The sequence below is a fragment of the Pedobacter gandavensis genome, from assembly GCF_032678465.1.
Classification (GTDB): Bacteria; Bacteroidota; Bacteroidia; order Sphingobacteriales; family Sphingobacteriaceae; genus Pedobacter; species Pedobacter gandavensis_B.
This window is the reverse complement of the sequence record NZ_JAVTSK010000006.1, coordinates 87,537-105,118: the sequence shown is the minus strand read 5'-3', so window position 1 is coordinate 105,118 and position 17,582 is coordinate 87,537. Positions and strand designations below refer to the sequence as shown.

The 17,582-nt window shown below is 39.5% G+C and carries 11 protein-coding genes; all 11 read right to left on the bottom strand.

Features of this window, described 5'->3' with window-relative positions:
* Positions 1-27: 27 nt before the first annotated feature.
* Entirely contained in the window at positions 28-2,547 is a 2,520-nt protein-coding gene (locus R2Q94_RS12550) for a zinc-dependent metalloprotease (protein ID WP_316821809.1), read from the bottom strand.
* Positions 2,548-2,718: 171 nt separating this feature from the next.
* Entirely contained in the window at positions 2,719-4,422 is a 1,704-nt protein-coding gene (locus R2Q94_RS12545) for a protein-disulfide reductase DsbD family protein (protein WP_316821808.1), read from the bottom strand.
* Between the two features lie 7 nt (positions 4,423-4,429).
* Positions 4,430-4,876, bottom strand: a complete 447-nt coding sequence (locus R2Q94_RS12540; RefSeq protein ID WP_316821807.1) for a protein-disulfide reductase DsbD N-terminal domain-containing protein — start codon at positions 4,874-4,876, stop codon at positions 4,430-4,432.
* Positions 4,877-4,957: 81 nt separating this feature from the next.
* Entirely contained in the window at positions 4,958-6,151 is a 1,194-nt protein-coding gene (locus R2Q94_RS12535; RefSeq protein WP_316821806.1) for a FecR domain-containing protein, read from the bottom strand.
* A gap of 57 nt (positions 6,152-6,208) precedes the next feature.
* A complete protein-coding gene (locus R2Q94_RS12530; protein ID WP_316821805.1) occupies positions 6,209-6,808 on the bottom strand; it encodes an RNA polymerase sigma-70 factor in 600 nt (199 codons plus the stop codon).
* Between the two features lie 101 nt (positions 6,809-6,909).
* A complete protein-coding gene (locus tag R2Q94_RS12525) occupies positions 6,910-8,319 on the bottom strand; it encodes an efflux transporter outer membrane subunit (RefSeq protein WP_316821804.1) in 1,410 nt (469 codons plus the stop codon).
* A gap of 105 nt (positions 8,320-8,424) precedes the next feature.
* Positions 8,425-11,616, bottom strand: a complete 3,192-nt coding sequence (locus tag R2Q94_RS12520) for an efflux RND transporter permease subunit (RefSeq protein ID WP_316821803.1) — start codon at positions 11,614-11,616, stop codon at positions 8,425-8,427.
* Positions 11,617-11,624: 8 nt separating this feature from the next.
* Positions 11,625-12,761: an efflux RND transporter periplasmic adaptor subunit gene (locus R2Q94_RS12515; RefSeq protein ID WP_316821802.1), complete on the bottom strand. Its 1,137-nt coding sequence runs from the start codon at positions 12,759-12,761 to the stop codon at positions 11,625-11,627.
* A gap of 488 nt (positions 12,762-13,249) precedes the next feature.
* On the bottom strand, positions 13,250-13,849 hold the full coding sequence (locus R2Q94_RS12510) for a TetR/AcrR family transcriptional regulator (protein WP_316821801.1): 600 nt from the start codon (positions 13,847-13,849) through the stop codon (positions 13,250-13,252).
* Positions 13,850-14,065: 216 nt separating this feature from the next.
* Positions 14,066-15,490 carry a hypothetical protein gene (locus R2Q94_RS12505; RefSeq protein WP_316821800.1) on the bottom strand — a complete coding sequence of 475 codons (1,425 nt, stop codon included), beginning with the start codon at positions 15,488-15,490 and terminating at the stop codon, positions 14,066-14,068.
* A 10-nt stretch (positions 15,491-15,500) separates the two neighbouring features.
* Positions 15,501-17,576 carry a hypothetical protein gene (locus tag R2Q94_RS12500; protein ID WP_316821799.1) on the bottom strand — a complete coding sequence of 692 codons (2,076 nt, stop codon included), beginning with the start codon at positions 17,574-17,576 and terminating at the stop codon, positions 15,501-15,503.
* Positions 17,577-17,582 lie beyond the last annotated feature (6 nt).

The window sequence follows — 17,582 nt, the reverse complement described above, 5'->3', positions numbered from 1 at the left end:
GGCCTCTTAAAACTTGTTGTTATCCGATTAAGACTTTGGATTCAATACATTATTTACACGCACCAAAAGGTCCTGTAAATGGTATTTACTCAATCCTGTTGCCGTTGGGATAGCTGCACGAATATCTTTAGCTAAAGCCGCCATATTTGCGCGACTGATACTCGATACATCCGATGCTGTAGGATCAATTACTCTGCCTGGGAAGCCAGCCTGTCCAGTCGCAGCCGGAGCTACCATCAGCTTACTTAAATAGTCTACATAGGCTTTCTGAAGGTTTCTTCTGTACACATCAATTGGTTTATGGCTGTATAATTCAGACCAGACACCAGTTTTAAGATCTGCAAAAAGATGGTCAGCAGTATAAGCTTTAGCACCATTCATTACTTCTGCGTTGATGAGTTTACTGATCGTATTTGCATTAAGTAATCTGCTCAATGTACTTTTCTGAACCCCCTGGAAAACATCAACAGGATTGTAACCAGTTCGGTCTATCAATTCTTTATTGATCAACCATGTTGGGCTATTGAACAACTGGTTGTTTAAGAAGGTCATTGCTTCCTTTTGTTTTGCAAATGGAACTGCAACATATACTGCACCTACTTCCTCCACTGTTTTTGGCGTAGTGTAAATACCAGCAACGTTTTTGGCGACATGGCCCATATAACGACCATACTGACCAATCAACTCAGCATAAAACATTCTTGCATTCTGGTATCCTTCATTTGGTTCTTTACTCCAGGTTAATAGATTAGGAAGAATACGCTTCAGGTTTTTAATACCATAAGCCGAAGCCAGCATAGCATTGTCACCTAAATCTTCATTCTGGTTACGTGGATCATTAGGGTCCATTTCCGTACCAAAAACCAAACGATTATTCGCAGTTATTCTGCTGATGATTTCTTTATTCGAAGAAGGTAGTTCTTCCTGTGGACCTTTAAACTCTGGTTTCCATTTGTAACCCCATTCAATTGCCCAAAGGTCATAATCCCCGATTCTTGGGAAAATTCCTTTAGAACTGATGTTATCTTCAGGTTGTGCTACATAGTTAAAACGTGCATAATCCATAATAGAAGGCGTATGACCATTTTTCTCTACCCATTGTTTGTTTCTCAGGTTTTCTACTGGTACGGTGGCAGAAGAACCAAAGTTATGGCGCAAGCCAAGGGTATGACCAATCTCATGCGAAGAAACAAAACGGATCAGTTCACCCATTAATTTATCATCAAATTTCATCTTACGAGCCTGAGGATCTACTGCAGCAGCCTGGATCAGATACCAATTTCTTAGCAGCAACATCACGTTGTGGTACCAGTTCACATGCGTTTCAAGAATCTCTCCGGTACGGGGATCATGAACGTGAGGTCCACTTGCATTAGGGATATCAGAAGGTTTATAAACAATTACATTATGTCTCGCATCTTCAATACTCCATGAAGGGTCTGAAGGTGCTTCTTTCGCAACAATCGCGTTTTTAAAGCCTGCTTTCTCAAAGGCAATCTGCCAGTCGTTTACGCCCTGCATTAAATAAGGTACCCATTTTTTTGGAGTAGCCGGATCAATGTAATATACAATCTGTTTTTTAGGCTCTACCAATTCTCCACGATTGTACTTCTCAATATCCTCGGTTTTTGGCTCTAATCTCCATCTGGTGATTAAAGAAAGATTTTTTACGCCTTGTGGATTTGAATCAAAATCTACATATCCAGTAGCAAAATAACCTACACGTGGATCAAAATACCTGGCCTTCATTTGATTTTCAGGCAACAATACCATTGAACTATTCAGCTCATAAGTTGCAGGAGATGCACTTGGCGGAGGGCCACCAGGCGAAGGTGCAGCAGATTTCATATAGGTTTTCAAGGTACGGATCTCAATATTCATTGGAAAGGCCTTGATTTCTTTAACATAACTTCTGTCTGGCATCATTCCCGTTAGGTTCAATGCTTTCTTTACACTTGGGTCAAAGAAGAAAATCTCATTATCGCCATTCATGTATTCTGTTACATCAATCACAACCCCTTTAGCGCCTGAAACTGAATCTTTAGCTAAAGCTTTAATATCAAACGAAGCCACTAAAGGCTGTAAGTTTGAGTTCATTACAGATTTATATAAACCATGTGCGGTGGTGTCCTGCGAACGTTCCGCATAAGAAATACTCTTAAGAAACAACTTATTGGCAGGACCTTTTTGGAAGGAAATTACATTGTCGCCAATATGATCACCACCATAGCCCATCATTTGCGAACGGTTTCCTGCCGCCGATTTACTGATTCTATTCACGACCAAAATATCTCTGTCTAATAGTGTATCAGGAATTTCGAAGAAATAACGATCTTCGATCGTATGCACTTTAAAAAGTCCATTGTCAGTTTTAGCTTTAGCTGTAATGACTTCCTTATAAGGCTTAGGACCACTCGTTACTGGTCTGTTAGCCGGATTTGGGTTTCCAGGAGGAACTACCGTTCCTTTTTTCGGATTTTTCTGCTGAGAAAAGCCCTGTACACCGGCGCCTAATAACACCAGTGTGATCAAACTTAATTGTTTCATTCTTAATAATTGGTTTATATTTTTCTAAATTATCTTTTTAATTTCATGATCTAACATAGCAGACGGAGAATAACATTTTTTTTACCATAAAAAAATGTCTGTTTACTAAAATGATGACCTGCATCCACAGGCCATCATTTACGACTATTAACTATTAACCTAAAATTTCAATTATTTATTGAAATTAATTAAGCCACTATTGAGGAATTTAAGGTATTCCTCTGCATTGTAATTTGCACCTGTAGGCTGCACCAGCAACTTTTCGTCATGCCCTAAAAGCACATAATAAGGTTGAGAATTGGAATTGAATTTCGCGGCCTGAAAGTCGCTCCATTTACCTCCAATCGTATTCACGGATTTACCGCTAAATGTTGAAATGAATTTTTCATCCTGGGTCAGCTCCGTTTTGTCATCTACATAAAGTTGAATGATGACGAAATCATTGCTCAATTTGCTATAAACAGCTTTATCTGGCCATACATTAGCTTCCATTTTTCTGCAATTCACACAGGCATGACCTGTAAAATCGATCATAACAGGTTTGTTTACCTTTTTAGCATAAGCCATCCCTTCTTCGTAATCAAAGAAAACATTCAGGTTTAAAGGAGCATGGAATATCTCTGAGTATTTATGAGGCCCTTCTGCATGTTTATCTGTAGTTGCAATTACACCTCCGGTTAAAGTTGGCGTATACAAATCAAAATCCTGGGTACTTTGCGGAGGCAGGAATGCAGAAATAGACTTTAATGGGGCACCCCATAAACCTGGCACCATATAAACGGTAAAGGAAAGCACAATTACAGCAATCATTAATCTTGGAACAGAGATGAAATGAACCGGACTATCATGAGAAAACTTAAGTTTTCCTAACAGATATAAGCCCATTAATCCAAAAATCACAATCCACAATACCAGGAACACCTCCCTGTCGAACCAATTCCAATGATAAGCAAGGTCAACATTACTTAGGAATTTCATTGCTAAAGCAAGTTCAAGAAAACCCAATACCACTTTTACACTATTTAACCAACCACCAGATTTTGGTAAGGCGCTCAACCATGATGGGAACAGTGCAAACAACGCAAAAGGTATAGCCAGTGCAAAAGAAAAACCAAACATTCCAATTGCCGGGCCTAATAAAGCACCACTTGTTGCTGCCTGAACCAATAAGGTACCGATAATCGGACCAGTACAGGAAAAGGAAACCAATGCCAGGGTACCCGCCATAAAAAATAATCCGGCAAGTCCACCTTTATCTGAATTCGCATCCATTTTATTCACCCATGAAGAGGGTAAGGTAATTTCAAAAGCACCTAAAAATGAAACTGCGAAGATTAACAGTAAAATAAAGAACAGGAAGTTAAAGAGCCCATTAGTAGAAAGGCTGTTTAAAGCATCGGCACCAAAGATTACGGTAACTAGTAATCCCAATACCACATAAATCACTATGATAGACAAACCATAAAACATGGCCCGACTTACGGCTTTTCCTTTATTCTGACTCCCCTTAGTGAAAAAACTCACAGTCAATGGAAGCATGGGGAAAATACAAGGCATCAATAATGCCGCTAAACCACCTATAAAACCCGCGATAAAGATCCCCATCAGGCCTTTTTCTTCTTCCTGCTCTGCCGGAACAAGCTCAGTACTGACCATCACCTTCCCATCTGTAATTACTGAACTGTCTTTGGAAGCCGCAACAATAGTAGCCGTAATGCTATCCTTCAATGGTGCTTCTTCCTTGATTTCCGTAAACTCAAGGTCGTCCATTGTCGTATCGGCCGCTTGTGCAAATGCCAGAGATACCGAACAAAAAAGCAATAAGAGTCCCAGGACGAGCGTTTTAACGCTCGTCTGAATGTATTTAAAAATCATATTTAACTTATTTTACCGGAATCGAGAACTGAACGGTTTCTGGAGGAAGACATTGCGATTCATCGCAAACCATGAATTCCAATGTGCCTTTAACGGTCGCATTTGCGCCGGTTAACTTAATCTTTTGCTGGAAAATTACTGAGTTTTCGAAATAACCAACGTTCATATCAAATGCTTTCTCAAATTTAACGATGGGTTTTGGCTCAATCGTTTTTCCATTTAGCTTATAACTGCTTGCAGGCGTAAAGGTAAAAGATGTTTTTACAGGACCACCATCAGGAATATTTTGTGAATAAAGGTGCCATCCTTCTTCGATTGTTGCTTTTAGGTACAATACGGCTTCAGTTTTAGAAGTTTTTTTGGCGGCATAACTCCATTTCACAGGCTTCAGGATCTGACTGCTTGCAGTCATGCTAAAAAGCAAGGCAACTGCAAATAAGAATAGGTTTTTCATTTTGTGTGTGTTTTATGTGTTGTCTAACTTGTATATTAATTGGTATTCAATGGTTATTTATTTAAAAATTTTACGCTTTATCTATTTCATGCCTTTTTCAGCTGTTGAAACATATGGCATCACAATAATCTTGTTCCCCTCCACTCTGAATTGAACGGATTTCGTAAGTTCCATAATGCGGAGTACCTGTGATAAATTTTTCATCCGGGAAACTTGTCCACCAAAACGAACATTACTTACATCTCCCCTATATTCTACTTCTATATTATACCATCTTGAAAACTGACGCATAATGCTATAGATACTCTCATCATTAAACCAGAACAAACCCTGCTTCCAGTCTATCGCCGAGTTTGCATCTACCTGGTTAACCTGAATTCCATTTAAGACCAAGGACTGCTCACCTGGTTTAAGTACTGCTGATTTATTAGAGGGTAATTTAACTTTTACGCTTCCTTCAATCAGTGTGGTCTTGACGCCATCTTCATCGTCATAAGCATTGATGTTAAAATGCGTCCCCAATACTTCCACTTCCTGCTGAGCTGTTTCCACCTTAAATGGCCGTTTTTTATCCTTCGCTACTTCAAAATAGCCTTCACCAATCAAAGTCACTAACCTATCCTTTCCTGTAAAGGATGAAGGATATTTCAAAGAAGAAGCTGCATTCAGCCAAACCATGGTCCCGTCAGGAAGGGCAATCTGATATTGTCCACCTTTAGGAGTTGAAATGGTATTAAAAGCCGGCTTTACATGGGATAATCCTTCCCTTACTGTATATAAAATTCTGCCATCTGCAGTTTTGGTTATCTTTACTCCAGATTCTTTGGCAATTTCTCCATTTGCCATATCATCCAGCTCAATCTGAGAACCGTCTGACAAAGTAAGCACTGCTTTATTGCCACCTGGGCGAATGTGCTCACCCTTACTATAAGTTATCCTGTTCACCTGATTCACTTCAGGTCTGGAACTGAAGTAATAACTACCAATTCCTATAGCCAAAACCGCTACTGCTGCAGCAGCCCATCTCATCGGCTGAAATGCGACTACTTTAGCCTCATTTGTGTGTAACTTAACTTGCTCAAAAATCAAATCCAGCTCTTCCTTGCTGGCAGTTACAGCAATATCTGGTGTTGACAGGTTTTCTGTAAATAAATTTTCCAGTTGTTCACGATAGTCCGGGTCGTGCAACAAAGCCTGAAGCTGCTGTTGCTCCTCCGGGCTTAAACTGCCCAAATGGTAACCTGTTAAAAGTGATTTAAATGTTTCTGGTGTCATTACAATGATATAGACAGTGAAAATGAAATGTTGTGGGGGGGTGTTTTTTTATTTTTTTTAATTATTTCTGAAAAACAACCATAAGAGTAGCAAATGGGTATAATGGTTTTCAAGAAACTTACGTAGGTTTTTCAATGCATTGCTCATATGTTCTCTGACCATATCGTAGGAGATATTGAGTTTCGAGGCAATTTGTTTATGGCTCAGTCCTTCTTCCCTGCTCAGATTATAAATTTCCTGCTGCCGTGGAGAAAAGCTATTGAGGCCAATTTTGATGGCTTTTTCGAGTTCACGAAAATCAATCTCATTACTGGTGCTGGTCTGATGCTGATTGGGATCCCCAGAAGGGATGGCTTCCAGAGATTCCATTGGAATCTGACGCTGAAGGTCATTAATTAACTGGTTCCTGGTAATGGTAGTCAGCCATGCAGGAAAGCTGTTCAGGGTAGTCAATTGTTCCCGATTCTTCCAAACCTTCACAAACACCTCCTGGACAGCATCCTGGGCCAAAAAGGGGGATTTTAGATAATTCATACCCATGGTATATACCTTCGCCGCGTACTTATCATACAGCAGTTTAAACGCTGATTCGTTGCCCCCCGCAACTTCCTCCAGCAATTCCTGTTCGGTATAACCTTCCGGTTTATTAGGAAACATAGCCTTTATAAGAGATTATAATAAGGGCCAATGTTAAATAATTAAAACATTAATTTTATCATTATTACAATAATAAAATTAACGTTCAATTAGTACTGAGTTTAAAAACCACCTCCTAAAGCGCGGTAAAGTGCCACAGTAGCATTGAGTTCTGCTGTTTTAATACTGGCCAACTCTAATTCACTTTGTAAAGCATTGCTTTGAGCGGTGATGACTTCCAGATAATTTGCCATTCCATTATTGAACAATAAACCTGCATTTTTAACTGCCAGCTTTAAAGTCTCAGCCCTGCGTTCAGCAATAACTTGCTGCTGTTTTAACTTTTTAATGCGCATCAACTCATCGGAAACCTCCCCCACAGCGATTAAAACAGATTGTCTGAACTGAAGGACTGCTTTTTCTCTTTCAATTTTCGACACTTCAAACTGAGTTTTCAATTGTTTACGTTGAAATAAGGGCTGGGTGATTCCTCCTGCAACTACCCCAAATAATGAAGCGGGAATATTGAACCAGTTACTGGCCTTGAAGGCATTTAATCCGGCCGTAGCGCTGATGTTTAAAGATGGATACATGCTCGCTTTAGCTATTCCAACCTGAGCATTTGCCAAATCCAGCCCCAGCTCAGCTGAACGAACATCAGGTCTTTGCGCCAGTAATGCCGCAGGGATTCCTGCAGATAATTGAGCTGGAAAATTAGCCCGATCCAGACTGCCTTTACGAATAATCGCAGCTGGAAGCCGACCAACCAATATACTTAGTGCATTTTCCTGTATCGCAATGTCCTGCTCCAATGCCGGAACCAGCTGAATGGCCACCAGTTGCTGTGCTTCTGCTTGCTGAATCGCCAAAGAGCTCAGCTGTCCGGCATCAAACTGCATTTTGATCATGGTTAAAGTGCTGTCGGTCAAAGCTACATTTCTTCTGGCTATCAGCATTTGCGTATCTAACATTAATAAACGGTAATAACCCTGAGCAACACTGGCAATTAATCTCATCTGAACTGCTTTCCTGGCTTCAGCACTTTGCAGATAACTCGCCAGTGCTGCTTTCTTCTGACTGCCAATTTTCCCCCAGATGTCTGCTTCCCAACTCAATCCCAGATTGGCATTAAAGTCTTCAATATGCTTCGTGCCTAGAAACTGACCCGCACTCAGTCCGTTCAGACTATTGTCTGAAGGCCTGCTGCTATTGGCCGTGATGTTTAAATTGATTTGTGGTAGATTTCCCAATTTCGTTTGTCTGAACAACAATTCAGCAGCAGTCATGTTTTTCATGGCAATTTGCAAATCGTAATTTCTCAGCAAAGCCGTATCTATAAGATTACGTAAGGTTATGTCTGTAAAAAATTGTTGCACAGATAATTTAGAAATACTTTTCGTACTATCTACCTGGGTATCCCTGAAAGTTTCCGGAATGCTTTGTACAGGTAAAACAAGGTCTTTTGAAACTTTACAGCCTGCCAGCCCCAACAAGAGTATCAATGCTGCAAATTTATTTATTGGTGTTTTCATTTGATTTTTCTATTGAAATATTGTTTTCTAATGTTTTTTTGAGTGCCAACCACCAGCTAAATATCCTTGTCATACTGAGCTGGAGGTTTGACCCATTTTAAAAAATTAAGAGTAAATGATTTCCGTATCGGGTTTAACACTAACCCCATGCTTTACTTCTTCTGCCAATACTGGTTTACCACTTATCTTTTCCTGCAAATACTGGAAGATGACAAATAGCACCGGGATGATGAATAGTCCTAATATTACACCAGAAACCATTCCTCCTGCTGCACCAATACTAATCGAATGATTACCCATTGCAGATGGACCTGTAGCACTCATCATCGGTACCAAGCCCACAATAAAGGCAAGAGAGGTCATAATAATCGGACGTAAACGTAATTTTGCAGCTTCTAAACCGGCAGCAACCAATGTTTTTCCTGCTTTTCTACGCTGAACTGCATATTCTACAATTAGAATCGCATTCTTTGCCAATAGACCGATCAACATTACCAAGGCTACCTGTACATAGATGTTATTTTCAATACCCGTCAAGCCAATGGCCACAAACACCCCAAATACCCCTGCTGGAATAGAAAGTACTACCGCCAATGGCAGGATGTAACTTTCATATTGAGCAGCTAACAGGAAGTAAACAAAAACTAGACACAACATAAAAATGACGGTCGATTGTCCACCTGAAGAAATCTCCTCTTTTGTCAGACCAGAAAATTCGAAAGCATAACCCGATGGCAGGTGTTTCTTTGCCACTTCTTCCACTGCTTTAATCGCATCACCAGAGCTATAACCAGGTTTAGCAATGGCATTTACGCCAATTGAATTAAACAAATTGTACCTGGAGGCAGTTTCTGCACCATACACTCTGGATAATGTGGCTACCGTTTTAATCGGCACCATTTCGCCCTGTTTGTTTTTGACATATACCGCATCCATTGCCGAAGCATCAGCACGATCTGCAATATCGGCCTGTACCATCACGCGGTAATACTTACCAAAACGGTTAAAATCTGAAGCCTGAGCACTACCAAAATAAGCTTGCATCGTTTGCAGCACATCTTTAACGTTTATGCCTAGCTGCTCTGCTTTCTCCTCGTCGATTTTTAATTCTAACTGGGGATAATCAGCTTTAAAGGTGGTAAAGGCCATTGCAATCTCTTTGCGTTTCATCAATTCCCCAATGAAATTATAACCGATACCACTAAACTTATCCAGTTTTCCTCCGGTTTTATCCTGCAAAACAAGATCTAAACCATCCACGTTACTAAAACCCGGAACCGTAGGGAAAGTAAAGACAAAGAAATTGGCCCCTTTCACACTAGCTAGTTTAATTCTGATATCATTCATGATGGCATTGATGTCTTTCAATTTACCACGTTCTTCCGTAGGTTTCAGCAACACAAAGGCCACCCCCGCAGAAGGACTCGTACTCTGGGTCATGATATTAAAACCAGATAGTGCATTCAGTAGGCGACTCGACTCTAAGGGCAACAGAATTTTTTCAGCTTCTTTTAATGCCGCTGTGGTACGCTCCAGTGAAGCTCCTGCAGGCATCGACAGCGCAATCGCGATAAAACCCTGATCCTCTGATGGAATAAATCCAGTTGGTGTTTTCTTCACCATCCATACTGTAGAAAGGGTGATCACCAAAAGTCCAACTAATGCAAGCCACTTAAAGCGAATCAGGAACCGAAGGCCAGCAACATATTTATTAGTCAGGCTGTTAAAGCCAGTGTTGAAACCTAAAAAGAAACGCTCTGTAAAAGTTTTCTTTGCTCCTCCATTTTGAGTAGCATGGTTGTCTTTTAAGAACAATGCACATAAAGCCGGACTTAAGGTCAGTGCATTAACTGCTGAAATTACGATCGCAATGGCCAGTGTAAATGCAAATTGTCTGTAAAATACCCCTGTAGATCCTTCCATAAAACCAACCGGCAAAAATACAGCAGACATCACCAGGGTGATCGAGATAATGGCTCCAGTAATTTCCTGCATCGCGGAAGCCGTTGCTTCTTTTGGAGGTAAATGTTGTTGTTCCATCTTTGCATGGACCGCCTCTACAACCACAATCGCGTCATCCACAACAATACCTATGGCCAATACCAAAGCGAACAAAGTCAGCAAGTTGATGGAGAAGCCAAAAAGTTGCATGAAGAAAAATGTACCAATAATCGCTACCGGCACAGCAATAGCCGGGATCAAAGTAGAACGGAAATCCTGCAGGAAAATAAATACGACAATAAATACCAGAATAAAGGCCTCAATCAAGGTATGTTTTACCTGATCAATAGATTGATCCAAAGATGCTTTAGTACTGTACAATACATCATAATGAACACCTTTAGGAAAATCCCTCTCTGCTTTGGTCATGAATTCCTGAATCTTAATCTGTATCTCATTGGCATTGGAACCTGCCAATTGCAAAACCCCAACTACAAGTCCGGGTTTACCGTTGATACGGGTTAAACTTCCATAAGTATAAGCGCCAAACTCCACTCTGGCAACATCTTTTAACCTTAAAAATGAACCATCCGCATTAGAACGGATCACCATGTTTTCATAATCTTTAGGTTGATTTAGCTTTCCTTTGTATTTGATCACATATTCAAAAGCATTCTTACTGCTTTCTCCAAATTTTCCTGGAGCTGCTTCTACGTTTTTACTCTGAATCGCGGCCATCACTTCATTGGGCATCAGGTTGTAACTGGCCATTTGTGAAGGATTCAACCAAATACGCATAGAGTAATCTTTATTACCACCAAAAACACTGGCAGAGCCTACTCCAGGAATTCTTTTAATCTCTGGGATCAGGTTAATCTGAGCATAATTGGTCAGGAAAATCTGGTCATATTCTGATTCGTTATCAGTGTACATGTCCAAAACCATGATTAAACTGTTCTGTTGTTTTGCGGTAGAGACACCTGCCTGAACTACCTCTGCAGGCAGTTGACTGGTAGCCTGAGCCACCCTGTTCTGTACATTTACTGCGGCCTGATCCGGATCAGTACCTAATTTAAAATAAACCGTAATCACTAAAGATCCATCATTACTGGCAGTAGAACTCATGTAACTCATGCCTTCTACCCCATTAATGGACTCTTCCAATGAGGGCGCTACAGCCCTTAATACGGTTTCCGCATTTGCCCCCGGATACAGGGCCGTTACCTGAACTGCTGGCGGAGCAATATCGGGAAACTGTTGTAATGGTAATTTTGAAAGTCCAAGCAAACCCAGAATCACTAATAAAATAGAGATGACTGTGGCCAGGACCGGTCTTTGTATGAATATCTTAAACATGACTGTTGTTAGTTAGCGGCTATTTTTGATGTTTTTTCATTGGATACTTCCGGCACAATCGCATCTCCGTCTTTAAGAATCTCAAATCCTTTAGAAACGATACGGTCGCCAGATTTCAATCCTTCTTTAATCAGATAGTTGGTACCACTTGTTCCGATCACTTTAATCGGCTGTTTAGAAACCTTATTGTGTTGGTCTACCGTGTAAACAAATACTTTATCCTGAACTTCTACAGTAGCGGATTGCGGAACCAGCATGGCCTGATCATGTTCCAGACTCATCCTTACTTTTCCTGTGTTTCCAGACCTTAATAAGCCCTCTGCATTGGGAAAACTTGCTCTGAGTGTGATTGAACCTGTATTTTTATCAAATTGACCATCGATCATATCAATTTTACCTTGTTGGGCATATACGCTATTATCTGATAAAATCAGAGATACTGGTGCCAGGTTTTTCAATTTTCCAGCTGTAGTTTCTGATGGATACTTCGCTTTGAAATTGATAAAGTCGGCTTCACCTAAGGAAAAATAAACACGGATTTCATGTACATCCGATAAATTGGTGAGTGGCAATGGATCTGCTGCTGAAACTAAGCTTCCTTGTTTTTTAGGTAAACGGCCGATATAACCACTTACCGGAGCTTTAATTAGGGTATAACCCATATTGATTTGTGCGGTCCCTACACTTGCTTTTGCTTGAGCAACATTAGCCAACGCAATCTGATGTGCTGTTTTGGCAGTTTTCAATTGAAAATCAGAAACTACTTTGTTCTGAACCAAAGGAATCAGTTTATCTACTTCCAGTTGGGCATTCAATACCGCTGCTTCTGCGGCACGTTGATTGGCTTTAGCATTATTCAGCTGTTCCAGAAAAGGAAGTGCATTAATTTTAAACAAAGGTTGTCCGGCATGAACAAGTGCACCCTCGTTTACCAAAACCTGTTCCAGTACCCCAGTTACCTGAGGGCGGATCTCCACATCCACAGCACCTTGTAATGAGGCTGGGTATTCCAGAAAAGTGGTTTCCGAAGTTTTGCTGATTGCAACTACGGGTAATGTCGGCGCAGGAGCGGCAATTTCTGTTGCTGGCTCAGCAGCGCATCCGAATAAAAATACGGCTGTAGAAAGTAAAAATATTGATTTCATAAGATAATTTGAAGGTTTAATAAATAAAGGCCGACGAATCATTTCGGACTGTTGTATGAATGAGGGGTAATATTTCATGATCATTTGATTTTAAGTTTAAAAAACAGATATAAGTAATTTAACAGTGTTAAATAGGAAGTACTGAGCGATGGAAATTTCATGTCATTTTATTGATTTTGATGCGTAATAACGGATATAAGTAATTTAACAGCGTTAAATCGTTGTTAAAATTCAACACTTTCCCTATAATGCTCCCTTACAGGTGCAAATAACGGGCATAAGTGATTTAACAGTGTTAAGTAGTCTTGGATAAAAAAACGGATTTCATTTATCCGTCTGTTATCTTCTTGAGTTTTTGTTTTCTGCCAGTATAGGATCTATTTCTAGATGAGCATACCAACAAAGTATATTTATTTTATTTCTTTTGTCAAATGTCTAGACAGAATTCTGTTCAGTTTTAATCAAATTTATTTGCATAATACTGATGATTAATCATTAATGTATTTTATTATCCCTTTGAGTGCATCTCTTAGAATATGTTGATTCGTTGTATTATCAGTTCCTTTACGGACAAAATTGATGGAAATCAAACCATGAACAACAGACCAGAAAGTAAAGTACTTTCTGCAAACCAGGTCGTCATTGATCGGATTAGCAGTCATCAGGTCTTTTATCGTGTCACATATGATGTTGGTTGTCGCCTCAGATTCAGGAAAAGCCTTTATCACTTCACAACAACTCATATCCACCCCATACATCAATTGATAAAGTTCTTTATATTTAAAGGCAAAGTTCCAATAAGCCATCCACATTCCCTCCAGTTGATCCTGTGGTAATTCATGTTGTATTTTAGCCGCTTTCAATTCCTGAAATAGGATGATGTATCCTTTTCTGGTTAATTCCAGTAAGATCCCTTCCTTATTTGCAAAATATTCATAAATAATGGGTGCAGTATATTCAATCTTATCGGCAATCTTTCTCATGCTGAGTGACTGCCAACCATCTTCTTTCACGATTTCCAGGGCAGCATCCAATATATTGAGTCTAGTCTCCTCTTTTAATCGTTGTATGCGTTCTTTACTGCCCATGTTTTAGAAAATATAACAGTGTAAATAATTTAACACTGTTAAGCAAATGTATAGAGTTGTTCTGATAAAATCCATCATTAATTTGTCAAATACAAAAAAACAGGCTTTAATAAGTATTAAAGCCTGTTTTTTTGTATTCAATTTTGAGAAAGAGTGCTCATCTGCTGATAAAATTGTCCCCCTTATGTTTTAAGATAATCTTTAGCCGGATCAAATTTACCGGATCAATTGTATAAAAGCATTGAGGTTTTTATTTTCGAATTTCAGTATTCCGGATACCCTACCAGTTCTTTCATCTATTTTAGCTGCAGTAATTTTCAAATGAGAAAAGGGTTTTATCCAGGTGTTTAATAATGGAAATAACTGTTGGGCTTTAATTCCCTTTAAATCAGCAGTCAAAGAAAAAAAATCGGCATGCTCCGCCTTCGGAGCCGAAGAACCTGATTTTGGTTTCTCTAAAGTGATGACATCATCCTCCAGTGTGCTCAATTGCCAAATAAGGCCATTATTCTGACTAAATACCTGATATAAGGGAAAAACTTCCTTATTCAACCGATGACCTTGAAGCAGGACTTGTTTTGCCTTTAAATACTCCATTAAAGTCTTCGTTTGAGCTGCAACACTAATCCTGAAATGTGGTACGGTTACTTTTTTCAATTGTACTGTAGCGACCTTTTCAAAGTCGTCATTATATTCATAGGCAACTAATGAATCCATTTGTGTAATTCCTGGGCCCATTTCCAGCGCTGCAAAACCATGGTATGATTTCAGCAAGCTATCTGGCTGAATTGTTATTCCCTTCAGGGTTTGTTCCTTAAACCTACCTGACCACTTAAATGTACCGCTTTCTGCTTTCCCAGACTTACTGGCTTGATCGCTTAAACCAGCATTTACCCAGGCTTTTATTAATGCACGATCCGAGAATTTAACCAATGATTGTGGTTGAGCAGGAATTTTCAAACCGGCAATGGGAAAGTTTCCCTGCATTTCGGCGCGGCCGTCTTTGAAGTCCAGCCGACCAGAAAAACCATCGGCTATCCAGCTCAAATGACCTTCTGCCTTTTTCACTGCAATCATCAGGGGATCGGAGGATTCCATTCTATTTTTCTGATCCAGAATGTCATTCAACTCTTTCATTACATTTTCTTTTTTAAGAGAAAAAGCAATGGCAATAGCCTTCTCATTATAAAGTACTGTGAGTTTACGATCCGCAGAAATACCCAAAATTCTTCCCTTATCAGTACTGCTTGCTGTTACTTCTTCTGAAAACTTTGTAAAATCAGTTATTTTCAAAGCCCTCTTCAAATAAGCATTTAATCCTGTGCTGTCAGATAAGGTCATACATGAGAAAACAGTTCCAGGCTCATTTGTTTTCAATGAGTAGGCAAATAAATTCGCAGGTAAAGAGAAATCGGGTCTTTCCCCTCCTTGTCCTTTACTTTTCATATAGTAACCAGGATTGCTGATGAAGTCCGCGGCCATGGTTTTCATTAAAGCATCCACATTCAATTTATAAACCACCTGGGCATTTTTAGCAATCTGTCCTTCATAAGAACGGGAATCTCTAAATTGCAAATACCCATAAACAGAAATCAGCAGCAATAAAATTATTGCTGCTGATATTTTTAATGTCAATTTCATCCGGATATGGTTACTTTTGAAGGTCCTCAGTTAAAGAAAAGAGGTATTTCAAAGCATTTTTCTGCTGAGCTGGAATATCCATGCTGATTTCTGCAGAAACAGTGTTGCTGTTCATAGGGAAAGATCTGATGTAAATATCTCCTAATGAATTTAAAGTTTTATTGACCTTTTCAACTCCATTGCCTAATTCTTCTGCAGGTATTTTCCCTGCCAGTTTTTTAGGGCTGAAATAGGCTGCATAATTATTACCTAACAATGCTTTTTTATGCTTTGAACTTAGCTTTGAAGCAAACGTATTGGTCAATATTTCCGAAATCGCACGCTCATCAGTACTTAGGAAAATCACACCATCCTTGATACTGAAATAGAGGGCCATCGGACTTTTAGGAATGGTAATCTCATACAAATTGCTTTTATAACTATTATTCAGAAATTCCTTTTTTACACCATAAGCAATCAATTTGTCGATCAAACGAGTATCCTCCGTAGAAATCATCATTAAGAAATCTGGCAAAGTCTCCTTCTTGGTTTTCATCACTTCGGTGGTTTCGAAATTTTCCTCATTATAGTCGTACGACTTATAAGAAGTTTCTTTTTGCACCAATCCGTTGAAAATGAACATTCCATCTCCTTTGATCACTTTTCCAATTGCTTCTTCATCCAATAATAAAGAGAACAAATCTGTAGCCATCCCTACTTCCTCTGCATACACAGAGCCATAGATTTTAGAAACCAATTTTGGGTATTCCTGTAAATAGGCTTTGGTATCCATCGCATAGGCCATATAACCGATCATTTGATCTTCATGGATATATTTCAGAAATTTTTTATTCAACTTTCTTTTGTGGACTTTTCTCAAAACACTGCCCATATCATCGCTGAAAGTCATTGAAGAACTCATCCTGATCGCTTTATCTTCAAGGAATAACTTCGCATTGGCAGTACCATAGCCACCCATAAAGTTGATTCCTTTAAAATTTTCCAACGGCAAATAGGCATTACTTAACTTTTCGACCCCGGAAATCCAGATCGTTGCTTCTGCCTTCTGATCGATACTTTTAGCAAAATCTGCATTGCTTAAAATGGAACTTTGATGCTTTCCTGCAAAAAAATCTTCAGACATTTTCGCGGTCCATCCAGCCAGTATGCTTTTTTTCAATTTTAAGTCTGTAAAATAAGGATTGACTGTATCTTCAAGAGCATATGCTGCATCTACGGTCTCTGGCATTGCTGCCTCATCCGCCATACGCTCTCCGCCCTCAGTAGAAGACCTGATTAACTCTTCTTCCTCCGCTGTTAGCACTATGGCTTCCTTAGGAGCTGAGTTCTTTTTTAGCGGCTTCTTCTTATAGTTTTTTGCGCTTGTTTTCTTCCCTTTTGACCTGTTATTTTTGGACCTGTTTTTTAAACCTGTGGTAGATTTCTTCTTTGCAGGTGGTTGAACGGCAATTGTTTCCTGTTCTACAACCTCTGCTGCTTCGGCAACAGCCACGGCGACTGCTGCTGAATCTGTAACAGCCTCTTCAGCTGAATTTTCAGGAGCTGTTATACTGATCTCATCAGGCTTCGATAAACCAAATCGTTCCCTGTTCTCCGGAAGCTTGAAATATGCGCTCTTTTCGATTGGCATCACGGTCAACAACATTTCTCCGTTCCAATGAACCATTTCTGTTGAGTCTGCATTAAAATATGACCTAACCTGGTCTTTTAATGTAAATTTCTTACCACGTTTTGTAAAAAACTGATCTAGTTTGGTTGCATCTTTAATAGGAAACAACAAACAGTTGTAACTTACACTATCAGTACTTTGGTTGTAATAATAAAAATCCGAAGACAGGTTAAAACCAAAATCTTCCATACCAGTGATACCGCTTTTTTCGTCTTTAGCCAGATATTCCAATAGCTTTTTACCAAGAAAGGTTTGGTTGAACTCAGTAACCGACATCAACTCGGTAAGGTTCCCTCCTTTAATCGTTGCAACAGCGAGCGCATCAGCAGGTATTTTACGAGCTAAATCCTGGCCATTTACTGCAAGGGTACTGAATAAGAAAGAGCCAGCAATTGCAGATTTAAAATAATAATTCATGTTTGT

What these genes read in the sequence shown, in the direction of transcription:
- R2Q94_RS12500 (WP_316821799.1), bottom strand. Translation starts at nt 17,576, where the DNA reads ATGAATTATTATTTTAAATCTGCAATTGCTGGCTCTTTCTTATTCAGT.
- R2Q94_RS12505 (WP_316821800.1), bottom strand. Translation starts at nt 15,490, where the DNA reads ATGAAATTGACATTAAAAATATCAGCAGCAATAATTTTATTGCTGCTG.
- R2Q94_RS12520 (WP_316821803.1), bottom strand. Translation starts at nt 11,616, where the DNA reads ATGTTTAAGATATTCATACAAAGACCGGTCCTGGCCACAGTCATCTCT.
- R2Q94_RS12540 (WP_316821807.1), bottom strand. Translation starts at nt 4,876, where the DNA reads ATGAAAAACCTATTCTTATTTGCAGTTGCCTTGCTTTTTAGCATGACT.
- R2Q94_RS12535 (WP_316821806.1), bottom strand. Translation starts at nt 6,151, where the DNA reads ATGACACCAGAAACATTTAAATCACTTTTAACAGGTTACCATTTGGGC.
- R2Q94_RS12525 (WP_316821804.1), bottom strand. Translation starts at nt 8,319, where the DNA reads ATGAAAACACCAATAAATAAATTTGCAGCATTGATACTCTTGTTGGGG.
- R2Q94_RS12515 (WP_316821802.1), bottom strand. Translation starts at nt 12,761, where the DNA reads ATGAAATCAATATTTTTACTTTCTACAGCCGTATTTTTATTCGGATGC.
- R2Q94_RS12530 (WP_316821805.1), bottom strand. Translation starts at nt 6,808, where the DNA reads ATGTTTCCTAATAAACCGGAAGGTTATACCGAACAGGAATTGCTGGAG.
- R2Q94_RS12510 (WP_316821801.1), bottom strand. Translation starts at nt 13,849, where the DNA reads ATGGGCAGTAAAGAACGCATACAACGATTAAAAGAGGAGACTAGACTC.
- R2Q94_RS12545 (WP_316821808.1), bottom strand. Translation starts at nt 4,422, where the DNA reads ATGATTTTTAAATACATTCAGACGAGCGTTAAAACGCTCGTCCTGGGA.
- R2Q94_RS12550 (WP_316821809.1), bottom strand. Translation starts at nt 2,547, where the DNA reads ATGAAACAATTAAGTTTGATCACACTGGTGTTATTAGGCGCCGGTGTA.